The following is a 17898-nucleotide window of genomic DNA, read 5'->3' on the forward strand; positions in this document are numbered from 1 at the left end:
TTTATCAATATAAATTTTATATTATTGGGGGGATATTAAATGAACAATTACACAGTTACTTTTAAACATGAAAACCGCAAAATATCTGTCTGTGAAGGAACTACCCTTAAAGAAGCTATCACAGCTGAAGGATTAGATTTTGATTTTCCCTGCGGTGGAATGGGCACTTGTGGTAAATGTAGAATTAAAATATTAGATAAAAACTTAAAGGCTACAGAAAAGGAACTTAAATTTTTAGAAGGAAAAGAACTTAAAGAAGGTATACACCTTGCTTGTGAAACTAAGGTATACAGCGATATAACCGTTCAACTAAATCAAAAGAAAAATGAAGTCTATAATATACTACAATCATCTACAGAAAGGACTTTTACTATTAAACCTCTTATTGAAAAAGTTTACGTAGAAGTAGACTTGCCTTCTTTAGACAAGCAGAAATCTGATTTAAAACGTTTAAAAGAAAAATTAATGCAAAAAAAACCAAATTATAAAAATATTAAAATGAATATTTCTGTTCTAAGGGAACTGCCCGTGAAACTTCGTGAAGCAAACCACCATATAACTGCAGTTATCCACGGCAATGAGATTATTGGTATAGAAATGGGAAATACTGAAAAGAGTATGCTTGGTATAGCTTTTGATATTGGTACTACTACTATTGTAGCTTATCTAATGGATCTATATACTGGAAAGAAACTTGCTGTTTCTTCAGCAATGAACCCTCAAATAAAGTTTGGGGCAGACGTAATCTCACGTACAACTTTTGCCAATCAAAATGAAAATGGTGTTAAACTAATGCAATCTACTCTCTTGGATGTATTAAATAAATTAATTGAAGATAGTGTACATAAAGCAACCATGTTAAAGGAAAACATATATGCAATTACCATTGTGGGAAATACCTGCATGCACCATCTATTTCTAGGTCTTACTCCAAAATATATTGCATATATACCTTATGTTCCTGTAATAAGTGAAACACTAGAAGTAAAATCATCAGATCTTAACCTTCACATTAATCCATCAGGTAAGGTATTTGTGCTTCCAAATATCGCTGGGTTTGTAGGGGCAGATACTGTAGGTGTAATTTTAGCCTCAGAAATGGATAAAAGTAAGGATATAAAATTAGCTATCGACATAGGTACTAATGGCGAAATAGTCCTAGGATCTTCAAAGAAACTTGTCTCCTGTTCTGCAGCAGCAGGCCCCGCTTTTGAAGGAGCTCAAATAAGCAGCGGTATGAGAGGGGCAAAAGGTGCTATAGATCATGTAAGCTTTGGTGAATCTCTAAACTACACTGTTATAGGAAATGAAAAACCTGAAGGTATTTGCGGATCTGCTCTACTTGATATTGTGGCAGGACTTGTGAGACTTGGAATAATAAATAAAAGAGGAAAGCTTTTATCCCCTGACAACTTTACAAATCCAAATGCACTTCCATTTAGAAATAATATAGTAACTTATGAAGGTACAAATGCTTTCTTAATAGTTCCTCCGTCGGAAACAGCACATGGACGTGCTATTATGCTTACTCAAAATGATATAACTTCACTTCAGCTAGCAAAAGGAGCTATATCTGCAGGTATAAGCATACTTGTGAAAAAGTGTAATATAAATACATCCGATATAAAAGAAGTAATCTTAGCTGGTGCTTTTGGTAACTATATGGACCCACATAGTGCCTGTACAATAGGTTTAATTCCACCAGAGCTTGAAAATAAGATACAATTAGTAGGGAATGCTGCTGGTACAGGCTCAATGCTTGCCCTACTGTCAAATGACGAATATGAGCATTCTAATGCTATAGCTAGTAAAGTAACCTACATTGAATTAGGAGCACAAAAAGATTTTAACAGGGAATTTGCTCATGGAATGCAATTTCAAGATTATAAGTAGAATAAAAGAATTCACCAGTTAATTTAAACTGGTGAATTTTTTTATTTCTATCTGCCTGTAGCTGCAGAAATCATTGCTTTTACATTTTCAACTTTTGCATTTGGAGGTACACTACATCCACTTGCTAAAATAAATCCATCTCCCATATCTTTAACAAGTTTAGAAGCATAATCATACACTTCATCAGGAGTACCAAGAACAAGCTTCCCAGCAGGTACATCTCCTTTAATGCACATACGATCTCCAAGCTTTTCTTTTATTTTATAAATATCTGTTACACCATCTGTTTCAAATACAATCTTTCCCTTTGGAAAATCTTTAAAGTAGTCAAGGTCACGCTCCCAGTTTCCATCAATGTGGATGCTACATATTGTACCTTCTTCTATAACAGCATCTGCTGTCTCCTTAATATATTTCCATACAAAACGCTCCCATAACTTAGGAGAATAGAATTCACTAGCTCCACGTGCTGGAGAAAGGAAAAGTACATCTGGTTTAGTAGCTCTTATTTGCTTCCTTATTCCTTCAACTACTTCTGCCTGAATAACATCCAAAGTTTCCTCAACTTTATCGGGCATTCTAAATAAATCTCTCATAAATTTTGCCATAGAACGTCCACCACTTAAATATTCATTTACAGTTATAACTGCAGCAGGACTATATACTACAAATCCAGCATCTTTGACATTCTGATCGGCTTGTGGAGCATAAGCTGCATCTGCCATAATTTCATCAACATTAATTCCCAATCTATCTTTTAAGTAACTAGGCATAAAATTGTTCCAGCCTTTATTTATAATGGTATCATAATCCTCTGGCTTCATCATTTCTGCTTCATCAATTTGCCAAAGCATGTCATCTGCAAGCTCTCGTCCTGGAAGCTTAACTCTTGACATAAATTCTAATGGAAATAAAGGTCCTACAGAGTAGGATGAATTAACTCCATCCACATCTCCCAAATCTTTTAGAGAATCTATTATAACTTTATTCGATACTTTAACACTATCTTTTCCACAAATATCTGCCAACTTCAATCCCATATGTCTAGCGGCAAAAGAATCGTTCATAAGTATAACAGGTGTTCTATCTGTTTTTTCTAATGCTAATGTTTTTCTAAATCTATTTAAACGTTCATCATATAACTCTTTTGTAGTTTTCAACTTACTTAACCCCCATAGCTTTTTTACAGAAATCTACTGTCTGCTGTGCATCTTTGCAAACTAAATCTGCACCCATGTATTTTCCTGCATTTTCATCTACAGGACCACCTCCAACTAGAATCTTTAAATCCTTTCTAAGTCCTGCATCTTCTATTTCCTTTATACATTGTTTTACATTATCAAAGCAAGTAGTCAAAAGGCAAGATATTCCTATCACCTTAGGCTTGTATTGCTTTATAGCTTCAATATATTTTGATGTAGGTACATCAACTCCAAGGTCTTTTACGTCAAAGCCATTGCTTTTCATTACAGTAGTTACAATATTTTTTCCTATATCATGTATATCATCATAAATAGTTCCCATTACAAATATTCCGTTATTTGGTCCTGAAGCTTCTCCTAATCCTCCAATGATCTCTGATGCTTCATTAAACACTTCTGCCGACATTATAAGTTCAGATAAAAAATATTCTTTTTTTTCAAATCTGCTTCCTACAATTCCCATTCCTTCCTGTAAATCTGCTATTATATCTAATACTGGTGTTCCGTTTTCCTTTTGTGCTTTTACCTCTGCTAAAACAACATCTTCGTCCAAATCTGCCATTGCATCAACTAACTTTTTATTCATTTTCATATCCTCCCTTTTAATGCTAAAATAAATATAATATCTTTCAAGCACCTCATTATTTGTTAAAACAAATGCTTTGAAAGTTTTTTCTAATCTCTAAAATAAAAACATATCTATTTAAAATAAATCGGTTTCACTAGTTGTCCTATTCAATTATTATTAATAATCCTGCATACCACTACAACAGTTCTTATATTACTCATATAATCCCTCACGGAATGCTTTAATGAACTTTCTTGAGAACCTATCTTGTCCAAGTAATGTTTGTGATGCAAGTAAAGCACCCCTCATTTCCTTGTTTGTTGGATCCATAATGTATGAGTCCATTCCACGAGCCATAGTTTGAACCATAAATAATCTATTCAATACTTTTCTTGCTGGCAAGCTATAGGATATATTACTTAATCCACAGGTAGTATGTACTCCTGGATAGCTTTCCATTATTTTTTGTATTGCAGACAATACTTCTATTCCATTGTTTTGTCCTGCACTTATTGGTTTTATAAGTGGATCTATATATATATCATCAAGAGCTATTCCTTCTCCAGTAAGTTTTGTTATAAGAGAATCTGCTATCCTAAGCCTGTCTTCCTGTGTCTTTGGCATTCCTGTGTTGTCAATACAAAGTGCTATTATTTTGGAATTAAACTTTTTTACCAGTGGAAGTATTGTATTCCACCTTTCATCCTCTCCTGTTATCGAATTGATCATTGGTTTTCCATTTTTTACTTTTTTTAATCCAGCTTCTAGAGCTAGAGGGTTAGGACTATCTATACATAATGGAAGGTCTGTTGCCTGAAGAATATTTTCAACCAGCCATTCCATGGTTTCCACTTCAGTTTGCATAAATGTTCCACAGTTTACATCTATATAAGTTGCCCCTGCTTCTTCTTGTTTTTTTGCAATTTCCTGTATGTAGTTTCCATCTTTCTTTTCTACAGCTTCACGTATAAGCTTTCTGCTTGTATTTATTAATTCTCCTATAATTAACATACTTTAACCTCCTTTTATTTTTACATCATTTTCATAATTTCCTAATAAACAATTTAATTAAAACATTTACAATTTAACTTATAATAATTATTTCTTTTAACATTAAATAGCAAATAGCTGCTTACAAATCGTTATCCAGGGACGTAACTGCTCACAACGTACACTTGGAGAAGGAGTATTAGAGCAGGTAGTCATCGAATAAATCATTCATTAAAAAATATAAGTCCTACATAAGAAAGTGTATTTAAACCATTGTAATATGGAATTCCTGCACCTTTTTCAAGTGCCATAACATCAATTCCATAAGCCTCAACAGATGAAAGTGCTTTATCTGGGTACCTGCACTCTTTTCCATCAAGATAAGTACATCTTTTACACACTGTACAACATCCTGCATTTAGAGATAGAATATCCTCAAACTCATATTTGTCTTTTATGCTGTTAACAATGTTTCTAAATATTTTTTCATGAACATCTTTAGAAGAAGCCATACCCCTCCAGTCAAAAGAATTAGACAATTTATGAACTGTCTGTATTAAAAGTCCTTTTCTATACTGTTTAACTTTCTCCATTAATTCTGAGATAGGGCCAATAGCTGGTGGACCCATCCAGTTGGTGTCATAATTGCCACAAACATTTTTCTCACAGGCTTTTCTGTAATCTTCGTGAAATTTAATTTTTGATGTATCTATAACTGCCGCATAACTTGCATCTAACTCAAGTGCATCTTTGACCAAATCGTCAGAATTAATTTTCATATATTAGCTCCTCCTAAACTAGAAAATATTAAAATATATTTAATTTATGTAGCACAAAAGCTCTTCATCTAATTTTTTTAACACTACAGATTTTAAAGTTTCTTCATCAGTTCCAAAAACAATGGCTGTCATATTCACTGTAATATTTTTTATATCATAATCATTATTTTCAGAAAAGGTTTTAACGTTAATTTTCTTGCCTGTAGTAGCAACCCATAAATTAAACTCCTTTTCATCCTTTACAAAGATTTTAATATGACCTATAAAATACTTATTTTCTATAGCCCACTGTCTTAAACTTTCAATCCAATGTACAAAAGATTCCTGTAACTTATCTCCTTTAGCTTCTTTTTCAAGTTCAAAAGACTCTGTATATGAAAAAACAGCTGGTACTTCATTTAATTCTCCATATAAATCTTCTTCAGTTTCATCGCAATGATGATGGTGGTGATGTTCCTCACAATGGGAATGGTCATGTTCATAATTATTCATTGCTTTTAGCCACCTCTTTCCATATACTATCATTTATATTTTTATTTGCAGATACCTTATATAAAGTAGCCTTTGGATTAACTTCTTTTACAGAATGTTCTATATTTTTTAATTGCTTATCTGTAACTAGATCTATCTTATTTACAAGAATTGTATTTCCATCTGATATCTGTGATTTTATAAGTACCGGTGCTATTTCAGTAAGTTCTTCAAATCGTTCTGCATCAACTACACTTACAATCCGTATGCTTTCTATTCCCTTACCATATTTATTAAGTGTACCTAAAATCTTACCAGGATAAGCTAGTCCCGTAGTTTCAATAATTACCCATTCGGGATCAACTTTTTCACGAAGATCATTTAAAGTAATTACGAGATCAGATGAAAGCTGACAACAAATACACCCAGAAAATAATTCTTTTACACTTAATCCTTTACTTTTAAGCACTTTGTCATCAATACCAGTTTCTCCAACTTCATTTTCAATTATCACAAGATTTTGCTTATTAGGACTTTGCTTTTCAACTAAAAAATGTGCTAGTGATAATATTAAACTTGTTTTACCAGAGCCAAGAAATCCTCCAAAAATAATTAAATTCATTTAATTACACCATCCTTTTCATTGGAACTAGAGTTCAAATTATTTTTTTAAACTTCAGACCTACCATATATATGTTCCATTGATACCGTTTCATAGGGGTTAATTACTACAAATTCATCATTATTCCAAGGACCAGTTAAAAGCTTTTTAATATAGCTAATTGTTCCAGGAATTACTTCCTGTGTTAATTTTAAATCTGCTGCAATCTGATGAGTTATTTTTATAAAGTCTTCTGATTCATCAGTTTCTGTTTCAATAACTCCAAGTCTTTCATAATTTCCTAGCATTATTTTATATACCTTATCTGCTTTAGCTTTCCCAAATCTTTTTACTGTATCCTTGTACTCAGCCCATATGTTTCTTTCAGAATTCAGCCACCCTTTAGTGAGAAAATAAGTTTCCTTTTCTTTTGAAATATTTTTTCGTCTTTCACTAGAACCAAGTAATAAAGTAATACAATCATCTGCTCGTGGAAAAATAACTTTATAATCTAGTGATTTTAATCCAATGACGGCATTTCCGCAGTAACCAAAAGCTAAAAGCACCTGATCTACATTTGATATACTATCTAATTTTTTTTGTATACACTCTCTTAATTCTCCTGTATTAAGGTGCAGCCCTGATTCTATCCATAATATAGGATAATCACAATGAATTTCATTAATTACCCTTTCTAATTCCTCTTTAATAGTCCTGCATGCCACCACAACAGTTCTTATATTACTCATATAATCCCTCACGGAATGCTTTAATGAACTTTCTTGAGAACCTATCTTGTCCAAGTAATGTTTGTGATGCAAGTAAAGCACCCCTCATTTCCTTGTTTGTTGGATCCATAATGTATGAGTCCATTCCACGAGCCATAGTTTGAACCATAAATAATCTATTCAATACTTTTCTTGCTGGCAAGCTATAGGATATATTACTTAATCCACAGGTAGTATGTACTCCTGGATAGCTTTCCATTATTTTTTGTATTGCAGACAATACTTCTATTCCATTGTTTTGTCCTGCACTTATTGGTTTTATAAGTGGATCTATATATATATCATCAAGAGCTATTCCTTCTCCAGTAAGTTTTGTTATAAGAGAATCTGCTATCCTAAGCCTGTCTTCCTGTGTCTTTGGCATTCCTGTGTTGTCAATACAAAGTGCTATTATTTTGGAATTAAACTTTTTTACCAGTGGAAGTATTGTATTCCACCTTTCATCCTCTCCTGTTATCGAATTGATCATTGGTTTTCCATTTTTTACTTTTTTTAATCCAGCTTCTAGAGCTAGAGGGTTAGGACTATCTATACATAATGGAAGGTCTGTTGCCTGAAGAATATTTTCAACCAGCCATTCCATGGTTTCCACTTCAGTTTGCATAAATGTTCCACAGTTTACATCTATATAAGTTGCCCCTGCTTCTTCTTGTTTTTTTGCAATTTCCTGTATGTAGTTTCCATCTTTCTTTTCTACAGCTTCACGTATAAGCTTTCTGCTTGTATTTATTAATTCTCCTATAATTAACATACTTTAACCTCCTTTTATTTTTACATCATTTTCACAATTTTCTAATAAACAATTTAATTAAAACATTTACAATTTAGGTTATAATAATTATTTCTTTTAATATTAAATAGATGCTTACAAATCATTTATTAAATATAATATAGCACATATTTTTTTCAAATTCACCTTACATAATGCAGAATTTGACATTGTTAATTTATACACACTGTGTACATACTTAGTTTTCTAAGTAAAAATAATTCATCCATATTAAATATTTTATTAAATTTAGAGGAAGAATTTCTCTTTATGATTGCTTTTGAAATATTTATGAATTATTTTGAATGTTTTTGAACTAAAATGATTGTTTTTTAGAAAATTTTATATTATTATGTTTACATAAAATACATTTAATGATTAATAATAAATTTTATCTAGGAAAGAAGGTGAGCAATTTTGCTAACAGAACAGCGCCATAAGATAATATTAGAGAAATTAAAGCAAAATGGAATTGTAAAGGTTAACGATTTAGTAAACCTTTTAAATACATCTGAGTCTACTATAAGACATGTAAATAAAAAATCTTTGATAGTAGTAACTAATGGATTAAATCATATAAATGCTATTATTGAAAACAATATAAATGGATATATACTAGGAGGAAAAGTTAAAAATAGTACAAAAGCTGTTATAGGATGCGATGCACTTAAAAGTATTGAAAAATTTAGATTTGACAAATGCTTTTTAGGTATAAATGGCATTCATCTAAAATACGGATTTACTACTCCCGATTCTGAAGAAGCTATACTTAAAGAAAATGCCATTAAACATTCAGATCAAAGCTACATCCTTGCAGATGAGAGTAAATTTGGAGAAGTAAGCTTTGTAAAAGTAGGAAATTTAGATCAAGCTTCTATAATTACAGACTGTAAAATAGAAAATTATGAAAAATATATACAAAAAACTAAAGTAAAGGTTGTGACAGATTAATGATATATACAGTAACCTTAAATCCTTCAATAGACTATGTTATACAAACTGATAACTTAATTTTAGGTTCCATAAATAGAGTTGTAAATGAAAAAAAATATGCCGGTGGAAAAGGAATAAATGTGTCCAGAGTTCTAAACAATCTTGGATCATCAAGTAAAGCATTGGGATTCATAGGTGGATTTACTGGCAAATTTATAGAGGATTCTCTTAACGACTCTGGTATCCTTACAGATTTTATACAAGTTAATGAAGACACAAGAATAAATATAAAACTTAAATCCAATAAAGAAACTGAAATAAATGCTGCAGGGCCACATATAGATAGCTGCAATTTAAATGAATTATTCAAAAAAATAGAAAATTTAGGACATGAAGATTTTATAGTACTTGCAGGAAATGTACAAAAATCTATACCATCCAATATATATTCTATAATTCAAGAAAAATGTAAAAACAGTAAAGTTATAGTAGATACTACTGGAGATGCCCTTACTTCTACATTGAAATATAAACCATTTTTAATAAAACCTAATATACATGAACTTGGAGACATATTTGATGTAGAAATTAAAGATATGAAAAATTGTATTTATTATGCCAATAAATTAAAAGATATGGGTGCCCAAAACATAATAATTTCAATGGGAAAGCATGGTGCCCTGCTTTTATGCGATGAAGGTATTTACACTGCTTCTGCACCAAAGGGAGAAGTAAAAAATTCCGTAGGTGCTGGTGATTCCGTTGTAGCTGGTTTTCTTGCCCAATATACAAGAAATTTTAACATAGTTGAAAGTTTTAGATATGGTGCTGCTTCAGGAAGTGCAACTGCTTTTTCTAAAGACTTGTGCAAAAAAGAGGATGTTGAGAATTTACTTTCTGATGTACACATAGCTAAACTTTTTTAGTTGAAAGTTGATATTGGACAATTGACAGTTAAGGTTGATTTTTGGCTATCGCAAAAAATCTTTAAATTTATACAAATCAACTCCAGTGATGTTTTGCTTTAGCAAAACCAGCTTTCAAAAATTTAATTAAAGATTTTTTGTAGTGTAACGGAAAAAAATCCACCTTCACTGTCCACTATCAATTGTCAATTTTCAACTAATCAAATTGTTTCACAATTTTTTATATTAAATCAAAATTTTATATGTGCAAAAGTTGAAATATTAATTTACAATGGAGGTAAAATTATGAAAATCACTGAACTTTTAGAAGAAAGTACAATAAAGCTTAAATTAGACTCAAACACCAAATTAGAAGTAATAGACGAACTTATAAACATACTTGATTCAGCTGGAAAATTAAACAATAAAGAGGAATATAAAAAACAAATACTTAAAAGAGAATCTGAGTTTTCTACAGGAATAGGAGAAGGTATAGCAATTCCCCATGCAAAAACAGCATCTGTAAAAATTCCTTCCTTAGCTTTTGGAATAAAAAAGGAAGGATTAGACTACGAATCCTTAGATGGAACCGATGCCAAATTATTTTTTATGATAGCAGCAAGCGAAGGTGCTGATAATGAACATTTAGATACCCTTGCCAGATTATCCAGTATGCTTATGAATGAAGAATTCAAAAACAAACTTATAAATGCAAAGTCTAAAGATGAAGTATTAAATCTCATAGATAAACAGGAAGCTGAATATGTAAAATCTAAAAATCAAAGCACTGTATCTAAAGAAAACAATGTAAATGAATCCCCTAGTAAATTAGTATTAGCAGTTACAGCTTGTCCTACAGGCATAGCACATACATATATGGCAGCAGACGCTTTAAACAACAAAGCTAAAGATATGGAAATTGAAATTAAGGTAGAAACAAACGGATCTACTGGTGTGAAAAATAAGCTTACTGATGAAGACATCCAAAAGGCAGATGGCATAATTGTAGCTGCAGATAAGCAAGTTGAAATGACAAGATTTAATGGCAAAAAATTAATCCAGGTATCCGTATCTGATGCCATTAAAGATCCTGAAGGACTCATAAATAAAGCTTTGATGGATGATGTCCCTACATATCATTCAGATAAAAAAGTTGAAGGATCTAAATCAGATAAAAAGCAGCGAACAGGTTTTTATAAACATTTGATGAATGGTGTTTCAAATATGCTTCCCTTCGTCGTAGGTGGAGGTATACTTATAGCTATATCATTTATGTTTGGCATTAAAAGCTTTGATCCTAAAGATCCGTCTTTTAATGTTGTGGCCAAGCTATTGCACGATATAGGCGGTACTTACGCATTCCCTCTCATGGTACCTGTACTTGCTGGCTTTATTGGAATGAGTATAGCAGATAGACCTGGTTTTGCACCTGCTATGGTTGGCGGTTTTATAGCAGCTAATAATGGAGCTGGATTTCTAGGCGGATTAATTGCTGGATTTTTAGGTGGCTATGTTGTTATATTACTAAAGAAAGTCTTTTCTAGGCTGCCTGATTCACTTGAAGGTATAAAGCCTGTACTCTTATATCCGTTATTTGGAATATTAATTACTGGAGCTATAATGCTTTTGTTTATTGTAAATCCTGTAAAAGCTATAAATACAGCTCTAGAACAGTGGCTTGGATCAATGGGAACAGCCAATAAAGTTATTTTAGGAATTATATTAGGTGGAATGATGGCTGTAGATATGGGAGGCCCTGTAAATAAGGCAGCTTATACTTTTGGAATAGCCATGATAGCTGCAGGTAAATTTACCCCTCATGCTGCAATAATGGCAGGCGGAATGGTTCCTCCTCTTGGAATTGCTATTGCTACTACATTTTTTAAGCATAAATTTACAAGAGAAGAAAGGGATGCAGGCAAAACTTGTTATATAATGGGAGCTACTTTTATAACAGAAGGTGCTATACCCTTTGCAGCTTCAGATCCTGCAAGAGTAATTCCTGCATCTATAGTTGGAGCTTCTATTGCAGGAGGACTATCCATGATGTTCAATATAGGACTACCTGCTCCTCACGGCGGCATATTTGTAATACCAATAGTAAGCGGAAATCCACTTTTATATATATTTGCTATATTAGTAGGTTCTTTTGTAACTGCAGCCTTGCTTGGATTTATGAAAAAACCTTTGGATGAAAAATTATAATTATTATTTCTTATAAGAAATGTTCCTGGAAATCCCCCAGGAACATCTTCTATTTTTTAAAATTAAATATTCTAATTTAAATTACTTACCAAGAGTTGCTAAAATAACAGCTTCTATATTTTTTTGTTTTGCATTAGGTGGAACACTGCAGCCTGAGTTCATAATAAAGCCATCATGATCTTTAAATAATTCTACAAGATCCTTAGCATACTTGTAACAGTCTTCAGGTGTACCAACTGATGTAAATGCCGGAGGCACGTTGCCGGTAATACACATCTTGTCTCCAAGTATTTCCTTAATTTTGCGAATATCAGTTACATGATCAGGATCCCATATACACTGAGCTTTAGGAAATTCCCTAAAGTAAGGTAAAAATGCTTCCCAATTGCCATCCATATGGAACCAAGTTTTTACATTGTTTTCCTGCATTACAGGTACTAGCTTTTGATGATATGTGAAATAGAATTTTTCAAAAATCTTCGGCGATATAAAGTCACATCCGCAGCGGCTTCCACCTATGAATCCATATACACCAGGCATAGCTTTCATAGCTTTAACCGTATTTTTTAATTCTGCCTCTTCCATAACATCTAATGCCGCCCTAACTTTGTCAGGCATACGATATAAATCCCTAAAGAACTTGGACAATTTACGTGCACCACTTAAAGTTTCAAATGGTGCTATAGGTAATAATCCACCGGACATACCAACAGTTGTTTTTCCAAGAGATGCTATTCTTTTTTGAAGTTTTCCAGCATACTCCATATCCATTTGAGGAAGCTCTTCTGGATGATATCCAATTCTATTATAGAGTTCTTTCTTCATGTATTCCCAGCCTTTGTCTATAATTGTATCATAGTCTTCTTCCGTCATAGGTCCTTGTTCATCAATCTGCCATAATACATTATCACCTAATTCACGTCCAGGCACTTTCATCTTTGCAAACCACATAGCTGCAAAACTTTGCAGAAAAGTTTCCATAGGTATTCCTGTACATGTGGGAGCTGAATCCATTTCATCAAGTATAGGAAGCTCTGCAGCCTCTATAAGTTTTTCATCCACTAATTCAGGTCTTCTCCAATAATCAGCAATAGTCATTGTAGGATCTATAAAATTGTAATACATCTGTCCAGAAAGAAATATTGGAATTCTATCTGTTTTCCCCATATTAAGTGCAGCCATAACCCTTTTATTACGTATTTCAGTCATTTCTTGTGGTATCATTTTATTACACCCCCATAATTTTTACATTTCATATACAATTAGTTGTTCATTATTTTTCATTTCAATTGCCTCTATTACAATTTTAGTTGTTGACACATTTAATTTATTTTGAGTATAATTTATCTGAGTACTTTAACTGATATTATTAATTTAGAATAAGTCTGGCAGGATTTATACCAAATCGTATCAGTATGTACTCTTTTTTAATAACATTTGTATACAAACCAAATCCCTATCTCTTATATTATTTTCCACAAGTTGCAGAAAGCATTGCCTTTACATTTTCTACTTTAGCATTTGCAGGAAGCATACACCCTGCAGCCATAATAAATCCGTCAGGTCCAATTTCTTTCATAAGTCGCATACAGTAAGCATGTACATCATCTGCTGTACCTAACGTTAAAAGCGATGGAGAAACATCTCCCATAATGCACATATGACCATCTAAAACTTTTTTTGCCTTAAATATATCTGTTGTACTATCTGGCGAAAAGATGCACTTAGCTTTTGGGAGTTCCAAAAAGTAGTCTAGAAAACGATTCCAACACATATCTAAATGGAGATATGCAAATGATCCTTCATCCACTACTACTTCAACTATCTTTTTAAGATATGGCCACATAAATCTGTCAAATAATTTTAATGATAAAAAATCTCCATCTGCACGAGCTGCTCCAACAAACACTGTCAAAGGCTTAACCTCACGTATCTGTTGTCTTAAACTCTCCAAAGTATCTTCTAAAATTACATCAAGGGCAGCTTGTACTTTATCAGGTATCACAAGGAAGTTCTCTACCTGGAAGCTTAGTTGGTGAAAGGTACACAGTGCCCATCATAGGTGGAAAGTCTGCTCCACCTTGTATACAATCTACTACTCCAAGAGATTTTACCGCCTTCAAAATTAAAGAGTTTCCATATTCTACATTAGTAACCATATCCGATAATTTTCCACCTGCATATTTAACACAAAAGGCAGATGAATTCATAGAAAAAGGAGGTCTATCATTTTTTTGCAATGTTATGGCTGCCTTTATTCTATTTAATCGTTCACTATACAGTTCTTCTGCAGTTTTCATTTTATTATACCCCCATAGCTTTTTTACAGAAATCTACAGTTTGCTGTGCATCTTTACAAACTAAATCTGCACCCATATATTTTCCTGCATTTTCATCTACAGGTCCACCTCCAACAAGAATCTTTAAATCTTTTCTAAGTCCTGCATCTTCTATTTCTTTTATACACTGTTTTACATTATCAAAACATGTAGTCAAAAGACAGGATATTCCTATTACCTTTGGTTTATATTGTTTTATAGCCTCAATGTACTTTGATGTAGGTACATCAACGCCTAAATCCTTTACATCAAAACCATTGCTCTTCATTACTGTAGTTACTATATTCTTTCCTATATCGTGTATATCATCGTAAATAGTTCCCATTACAAATATACCCTTGCTTGATCCAGAGGACTCTCCTAATCCTCCAATGATCTCTGATGCTTCATTAAACACTTCTGCTGACATAATAAGTTCAGATAAAAAGTACTCCTTTTTCTCAAATCTGTCTCCTACAATTCCCATGCCTTCCTGTAAATCTGCTATTATATCTAATACCGGTGTTCCATTTTCCTTTTGTGCTTTTACCTCTGCTAAAACAACATCCTCATCCAAATCTGCCATTGCATTAACTAATTTTTTACTCATAACATTTCCCCCTTTAATATAAAGTAATTACTTGTCTAATAACAGAATAACATATATATTATGGGAATTCACCCTGCATAATGACTAAATATACCATGTTTATTTATACATTATGAGTATTTTGAATAATCATTATTTTTAATTAATTATCAATGAATCCTAATTAGTTGGAGTGTTACAGCAGACAAGCCATCATATAAAAATATGCTTCCTTGAAATAAACAGTTTTATTATTTTAACTATTCATCACAAAGGAAGCATATAGAAGTTTTAATTTTCTACTTTTTTTACTTTAATTTTTTCTTGCTTTAATTTCTTCTTGCATCTTTTCAAGACTATCAGGTGTAATTTTATAAAGTAACACAATAAAAATCAATCCTACTATCATAATAATTGCTGGAATTAATGCCATTCCATTCTTTATACCTGATACTAATTGGGATGTAGGCTTCATATTTGCAACATATCCTGCCCCCACAAGAACAGCTGTTATAATAACACTTCTTAAAAATATTGCAATTTTAATTGGGAAACTTATTAATGACATAATAAATCCTCGTGCATTTTTTCCAGTTTTCCATTCGCCATATTCCACAGTAGATGAATACATAGCAACACCTAATGCATCAGGAATTCCATATCCTAAATATGCTACAAACATCAATACCATAAATGACATATAATTCATTGGTAAAGCCCATACAATAAGTAATCCAATTATAAATATTGCAAGTGATAAAATATAAGTATTTCTTTCTCCAATTTTTTTAGCCAGCGGATTTGTGATAACAGCACCCAAAAGACATACTATACTAAGACCTGTAAAAAATACAGTAACTACTGCCAAATTATTAACAACATATTTAAAATAGTAAAATGCCATTCCAAAAATAATAAACCTTCCTAAATATCTTCCAAGTTCACCTAATAACAATCCTATAAGAGGTGGATTTACTACTATTTGTTTTAACATCTCACCTATAGACATTTTTTCTTCTGATTTACCTGTTTGAGTTGAAACTCCAGCATTTGCATAGTCTTTAGTCATAAAAAATAATATATAATAGCATCCCATCATAAGAATACCTGCAATTGCAACGGTAAAAGTATATCCATACGCAGGATTGCCGCTAGCTTTGCCTATCATCAATATTAAAGGCATACTTAACAAAGAGAAACAAATAGTACCTAATGAATTAAACATACCTCTGTTTGATGCCATAGCAATTCTTTCTTCCCTTACTTCTGTCATAGAAGAGTTCATTGCTACATGTCCTGCATAAAAAATATTCCAAATTAAATGACTTACTATAAATCCTATTGAAATTATAATTGCATTTACCCCTGCAGAACCTATCTTGGAAAACTGTAAAATATAAAATAGTACTGCAAAAGGAGGTCCTACTAATAGCCATGAACGATATTTCCCCCACTTCAGGTTGGTTTTTTCCAATATAACTCCTGCAGTAGGAACCCATACAAGATCAAATATACTTGTAATCATCAATACAGTGCCTGCTAGAGCCGCCGATATTTTTGCGTAATCAGTTAAGAATGCAGCAAAATAATAAATTTCCACATTTACAAATAACTGAAATCCAAAAGATGGTACCCCATAAAAATTAATAATAGATTTTTTCAATTTCTTTTCCATAATATTCTCCTTTCATAATATATTTTAGAAAAGTATAAACGTTAGTTGAATTTATACTTTACTTGCCTATTTCAGCTGAAATCATAGTATTTTGATGTAGACACATCAACACCTAAATCCTTTACATCAAACCCATTGCTCTTCATCACTCTAGTTACTATATTCTTTCCTATATCGTGTAATTCCCACTTCTTCCTGTAAATTTGCTATAATATCTAATACCGGCGTTCCATTTTCTTTTTGTGCATTTACCTCTGATAAAACCACATCTTCATCTAAGTCAGCCATTGCATTAACCAATTTTTCATTCATAACACCTCCCCCTTAATAAAATTAAACATTTTTGTTAACTTATACTAATAATAGCATACCATGTATATTTTCATAATTCAACTTATATAGTGTTAAATTTATCATATTTATTTATATATTATGAACATTTTTATTATATACTGTTTTCAGTAAATTATAAAAATACAATATATAATAAGAGGAACTATTAAAAATAGCCCCTTATTCAATCAATATCAATCCATAACAATTTATTTCATTTTTGCTTTTATTTTTCTCACCTTTCAATACCTCTATAGGGAAACCACTTTCCCTTACAGTTGCAAATACATCTATACCACAAGCTTCCATAGAAGGTCTGGCTTCCTGTGGATGTGCACAATGTTCCATATTGCATTTCTCACACAATCTGCAAGGCCCTGCACCAAATCCAAATGCCTTATAATAACCTGAAAGGAAAATTTCGTTTTCTAATTTATTTATAATTTTTGTAGTAGCTGCAAGATCTGACTTAGATTGTACAATCAATCCGGTACTATAACAATCAATTATATTTTGAGTTTCCTTATAAGAAGGGGTCTTCGGAGGACAACAATAACTTGTATTATAATTTTTACAACCATACCTACACTTTAATATTGTCCATGCCCCTGTTTTTATAGTATCTGTACTTATTATTTTAGCATTATAGGCCCCAAGTTCTTTTGCTTTTTCTACATATTTTATCATTTCACTTTTCATTTTAAATTTCCCCTTTCCCATAAATATGATTTTTACATATATATTATAACATTTCACAATTAATGTGGTTAATTTATCCTAATATATGATGCTGCCTTTTTGCATAAAATGCTTTTAAAAATTCATATTTAAAATTTTCATGTACATTCTTATGTATAAGTTAGTTCCATATTCTTAGCC

19 protein-coding genes are annotated in these 17898 nt (G+C 32.0%); 4 read left to right on the plus strand and 15 right to left on the minus strand.

Translation table 11 applies throughout. The features are described from left to right. Positions 1-39: 39 nt before the first annotated feature. The gene (locus CLRAG_RS09500) at positions 40-1893 is read left to right on the plus strand and encodes an ASKHA domain-containing protein (RefSeq protein ID WP_065078222.1); all 1854 of its coding nucleotides are present in this window, start codon (positions 40-42) and stop codon (positions 1891-1893) included. A gap of 47 nt (positions 1894-1940) precedes the next feature. Here CLRAG_RS09500 and CLRAG_RS09505 read toward each other — a convergent pair whose 3' ends face one another. The 8 genes from CLRAG_RS09505 to CLRAG_RS09540 all read right to left on the minus strand — a co-directional run bounded on the left by CLRAG_RS09505 (position 1941) and on the right by CLRAG_RS09540 (position 8043). Continuing rightward, positions 1941-3053 (minus strand): uroporphyrinogen decarboxylase family protein, encoded by a 1113-nt coding sequence (locus CLRAG_RS09505; RefSeq protein ID WP_065078223.1) that lies wholly within the window; start codon positions 3051-3053, stop codon positions 1941-1943. A gap of 1 nt (position 3054) precedes the next feature. After that, complete coding sequence (locus CLRAG_RS09510; RefSeq protein WP_065078224.1) at positions 3055-3681, minus strand: cobalamin B12-binding domain-containing protein; 627 nt, start codon at positions 3679-3681, stop codon at positions 3055-3057. A gap of 195 nt (positions 3682-3876) precedes the next feature. After that, entirely contained in the window at positions 3877-4674 is a 798-nt protein-coding gene (locus CLRAG_RS09515) for a methyltetrahydrofolate cobalamin methyltransferase (RefSeq protein WP_065078225.1), read from the minus strand. Between the two features lie 203 nt (positions 4675-4877). Next, positions 4878-5432, minus strand: a complete 555-nt coding sequence (locus CLRAG_RS09520) for a DUF2284 domain-containing protein (protein WP_065078226.1) — start codon at positions 5430-5432, stop codon at positions 4878-4880. A gap of 39 nt (positions 5433-5471) precedes the next feature. Then, positions 5472-5924 carry a hypothetical protein gene (locus CLRAG_RS09525; protein WP_065078227.1) on the minus strand — a complete coding sequence of 151 codons (453 nt, stop codon included), beginning with the start codon at positions 5922-5924 and terminating at the stop codon, positions 5472-5474. Beyond that, on the minus strand, positions 5917-6525 hold the full coding sequence (locus CLRAG_RS09530) for a GTP-binding protein (RefSeq protein WP_065078228.1): 609 nt from the start codon (positions 6523-6525) through the stop codon (positions 5917-5919). Before CLRAG_RS09530 ends, CLRAG_RS09525 begins: the two co-directional genes overlap by 8 nt. Before the next feature lie 47 nt (positions 6526-6572). Further along, positions 6573-7253 (minus strand): DUF1638 domain-containing protein, encoded by a 681-nt coding sequence (locus CLRAG_RS09535; protein WP_207644809.1) that lies wholly within the window; start codon positions 7251-7253, stop codon positions 6573-6575. Further along, a complete protein-coding gene (locus CLRAG_RS09540) occupies positions 7246-8043 on the minus strand; it encodes a methyltetrahydrofolate cobalamin methyltransferase (RefSeq protein ID WP_065078225.1) in 798 nt (265 codons plus the stop codon). Before CLRAG_RS09540 ends, CLRAG_RS09535 begins: the two co-directional genes overlap by 8 nt. 435 nt (positions 8044-8478) lie before the next feature. On the opposite strand from CLRAG_RS09540, the gene CLRAG_RS09545 reads away from it, so the two are divergent. From CLRAG_RS09545 to CLRAG_RS09555, 3 genes are all read left to right on the plus strand, one after another. Further along, positions 8479-9012, plus strand: coding sequence for a DeoR/GlpR family DNA-binding transcription regulator (locus CLRAG_RS09545; protein ID WP_065078229.1), 534 nt, complete (start codon positions 8479-8481; stop codon positions 9010-9012). Next, entirely contained in the window at positions 9012-9920 is a 909-nt protein-coding gene (gene pfkB, locus CLRAG_RS09550) for a 1-phosphofructokinase (protein ID WP_065078230.1), read from the plus strand. Before CLRAG_RS09545 ends, pfkB begins: the two co-directional genes overlap by 1 nt. Positions 9921-10205: 285 nt before the next feature. Next, positions 10206-12104 carry a PTS fructose transporter subunit IIABC gene (locus CLRAG_RS09555; RefSeq protein WP_065078231.1) on the plus strand — a complete coding sequence of 633 codons (1899 nt, stop codon included), beginning with the start codon at positions 10206-10208 and terminating at the stop codon, positions 12102-12104. Positions 12105-12185: 81 nt separating this feature from the next. On the opposite strand, the gene CLRAG_RS09560 is transcribed toward CLRAG_RS09555, so the two are convergent. The 7 genes from CLRAG_RS09560 to CLRAG_RS09585 form a co-directional block, all read right to left on the minus strand. Beyond that, the gene (locus CLRAG_RS09560; protein ID WP_065078232.1) at positions 12186-13328 is read right to left on the minus strand and encodes a uroporphyrinogen decarboxylase family protein; all 1143 of its coding nucleotides are present in this window, start codon (positions 13326-13328) and stop codon (positions 12186-12188) included. Positions 13329-13572: 244 nt separating this feature from the next. Then, a complete protein-coding gene (locus CLRAG_RS21075) occupies positions 13573-14109 on the minus strand; it encodes a uroporphyrinogen decarboxylase family protein (RefSeq protein WP_065078233.1) in 537 nt (178 codons plus the stop codon). Beyond that, positions 14099-14404, minus strand: coding sequence for a hypothetical protein (locus CLRAG_RS21080; RefSeq protein ID WP_065078234.1), 306 nt, complete (start codon positions 14402-14404; stop codon positions 14099-14101). The genes CLRAG_RS21075 and CLRAG_RS21080 overlap by 11 nt, the downstream gene beginning before the upstream one ends. 4 nt (positions 14405-14408) lie before the next feature. Then, a complete protein-coding gene (locus CLRAG_RS09575; RefSeq protein WP_065078235.1) occupies positions 14409-15032 on the minus strand; it encodes a cobalamin B12-binding domain-containing protein in 624 nt (207 codons plus the stop codon). A 292-nt stretch (positions 15033-15324) separates the two neighbouring features. Continuing rightward, on the minus strand, positions 15325-16686 hold the full coding sequence (locus tag CLRAG_RS09580; RefSeq protein ID WP_065078236.1) for an MFS transporter: 1362 nt from the start codon (positions 16684-16686) through the stop codon (positions 15325-15327). Between the two features lie 150 nt (positions 16687-16836). Then, positions 16837-16998 carry a hypothetical protein gene (locus CLRAG_RS20165; protein WP_242872126.1) on the minus strand — a complete coding sequence of 54 codons (162 nt, stop codon included), beginning with the start codon at positions 16996-16998 and terminating at the stop codon, positions 16837-16839. Positions 16999-17199: 201 nt separating this feature from the next. Then, complete coding sequence (locus tag CLRAG_RS09585) at positions 17200-17718, minus strand: DUF2284 domain-containing protein (RefSeq protein ID WP_207644810.1); 519 nt, start codon at positions 17716-17718, stop codon at positions 17200-17202. Between the last annotated feature and the right edge of the window lie 180 nt (positions 17719-17898).

The sequence above is a fragment of the Clostridium ragsdalei P11 genome, from assembly GCF_001675165.1.
In the GTDB taxonomy this organism is placed as follows: Bacteria; Bacillota; Clostridia; order Clostridiales; family Clostridiaceae; genus Clostridium_B; species Clostridium_B ragsdalei.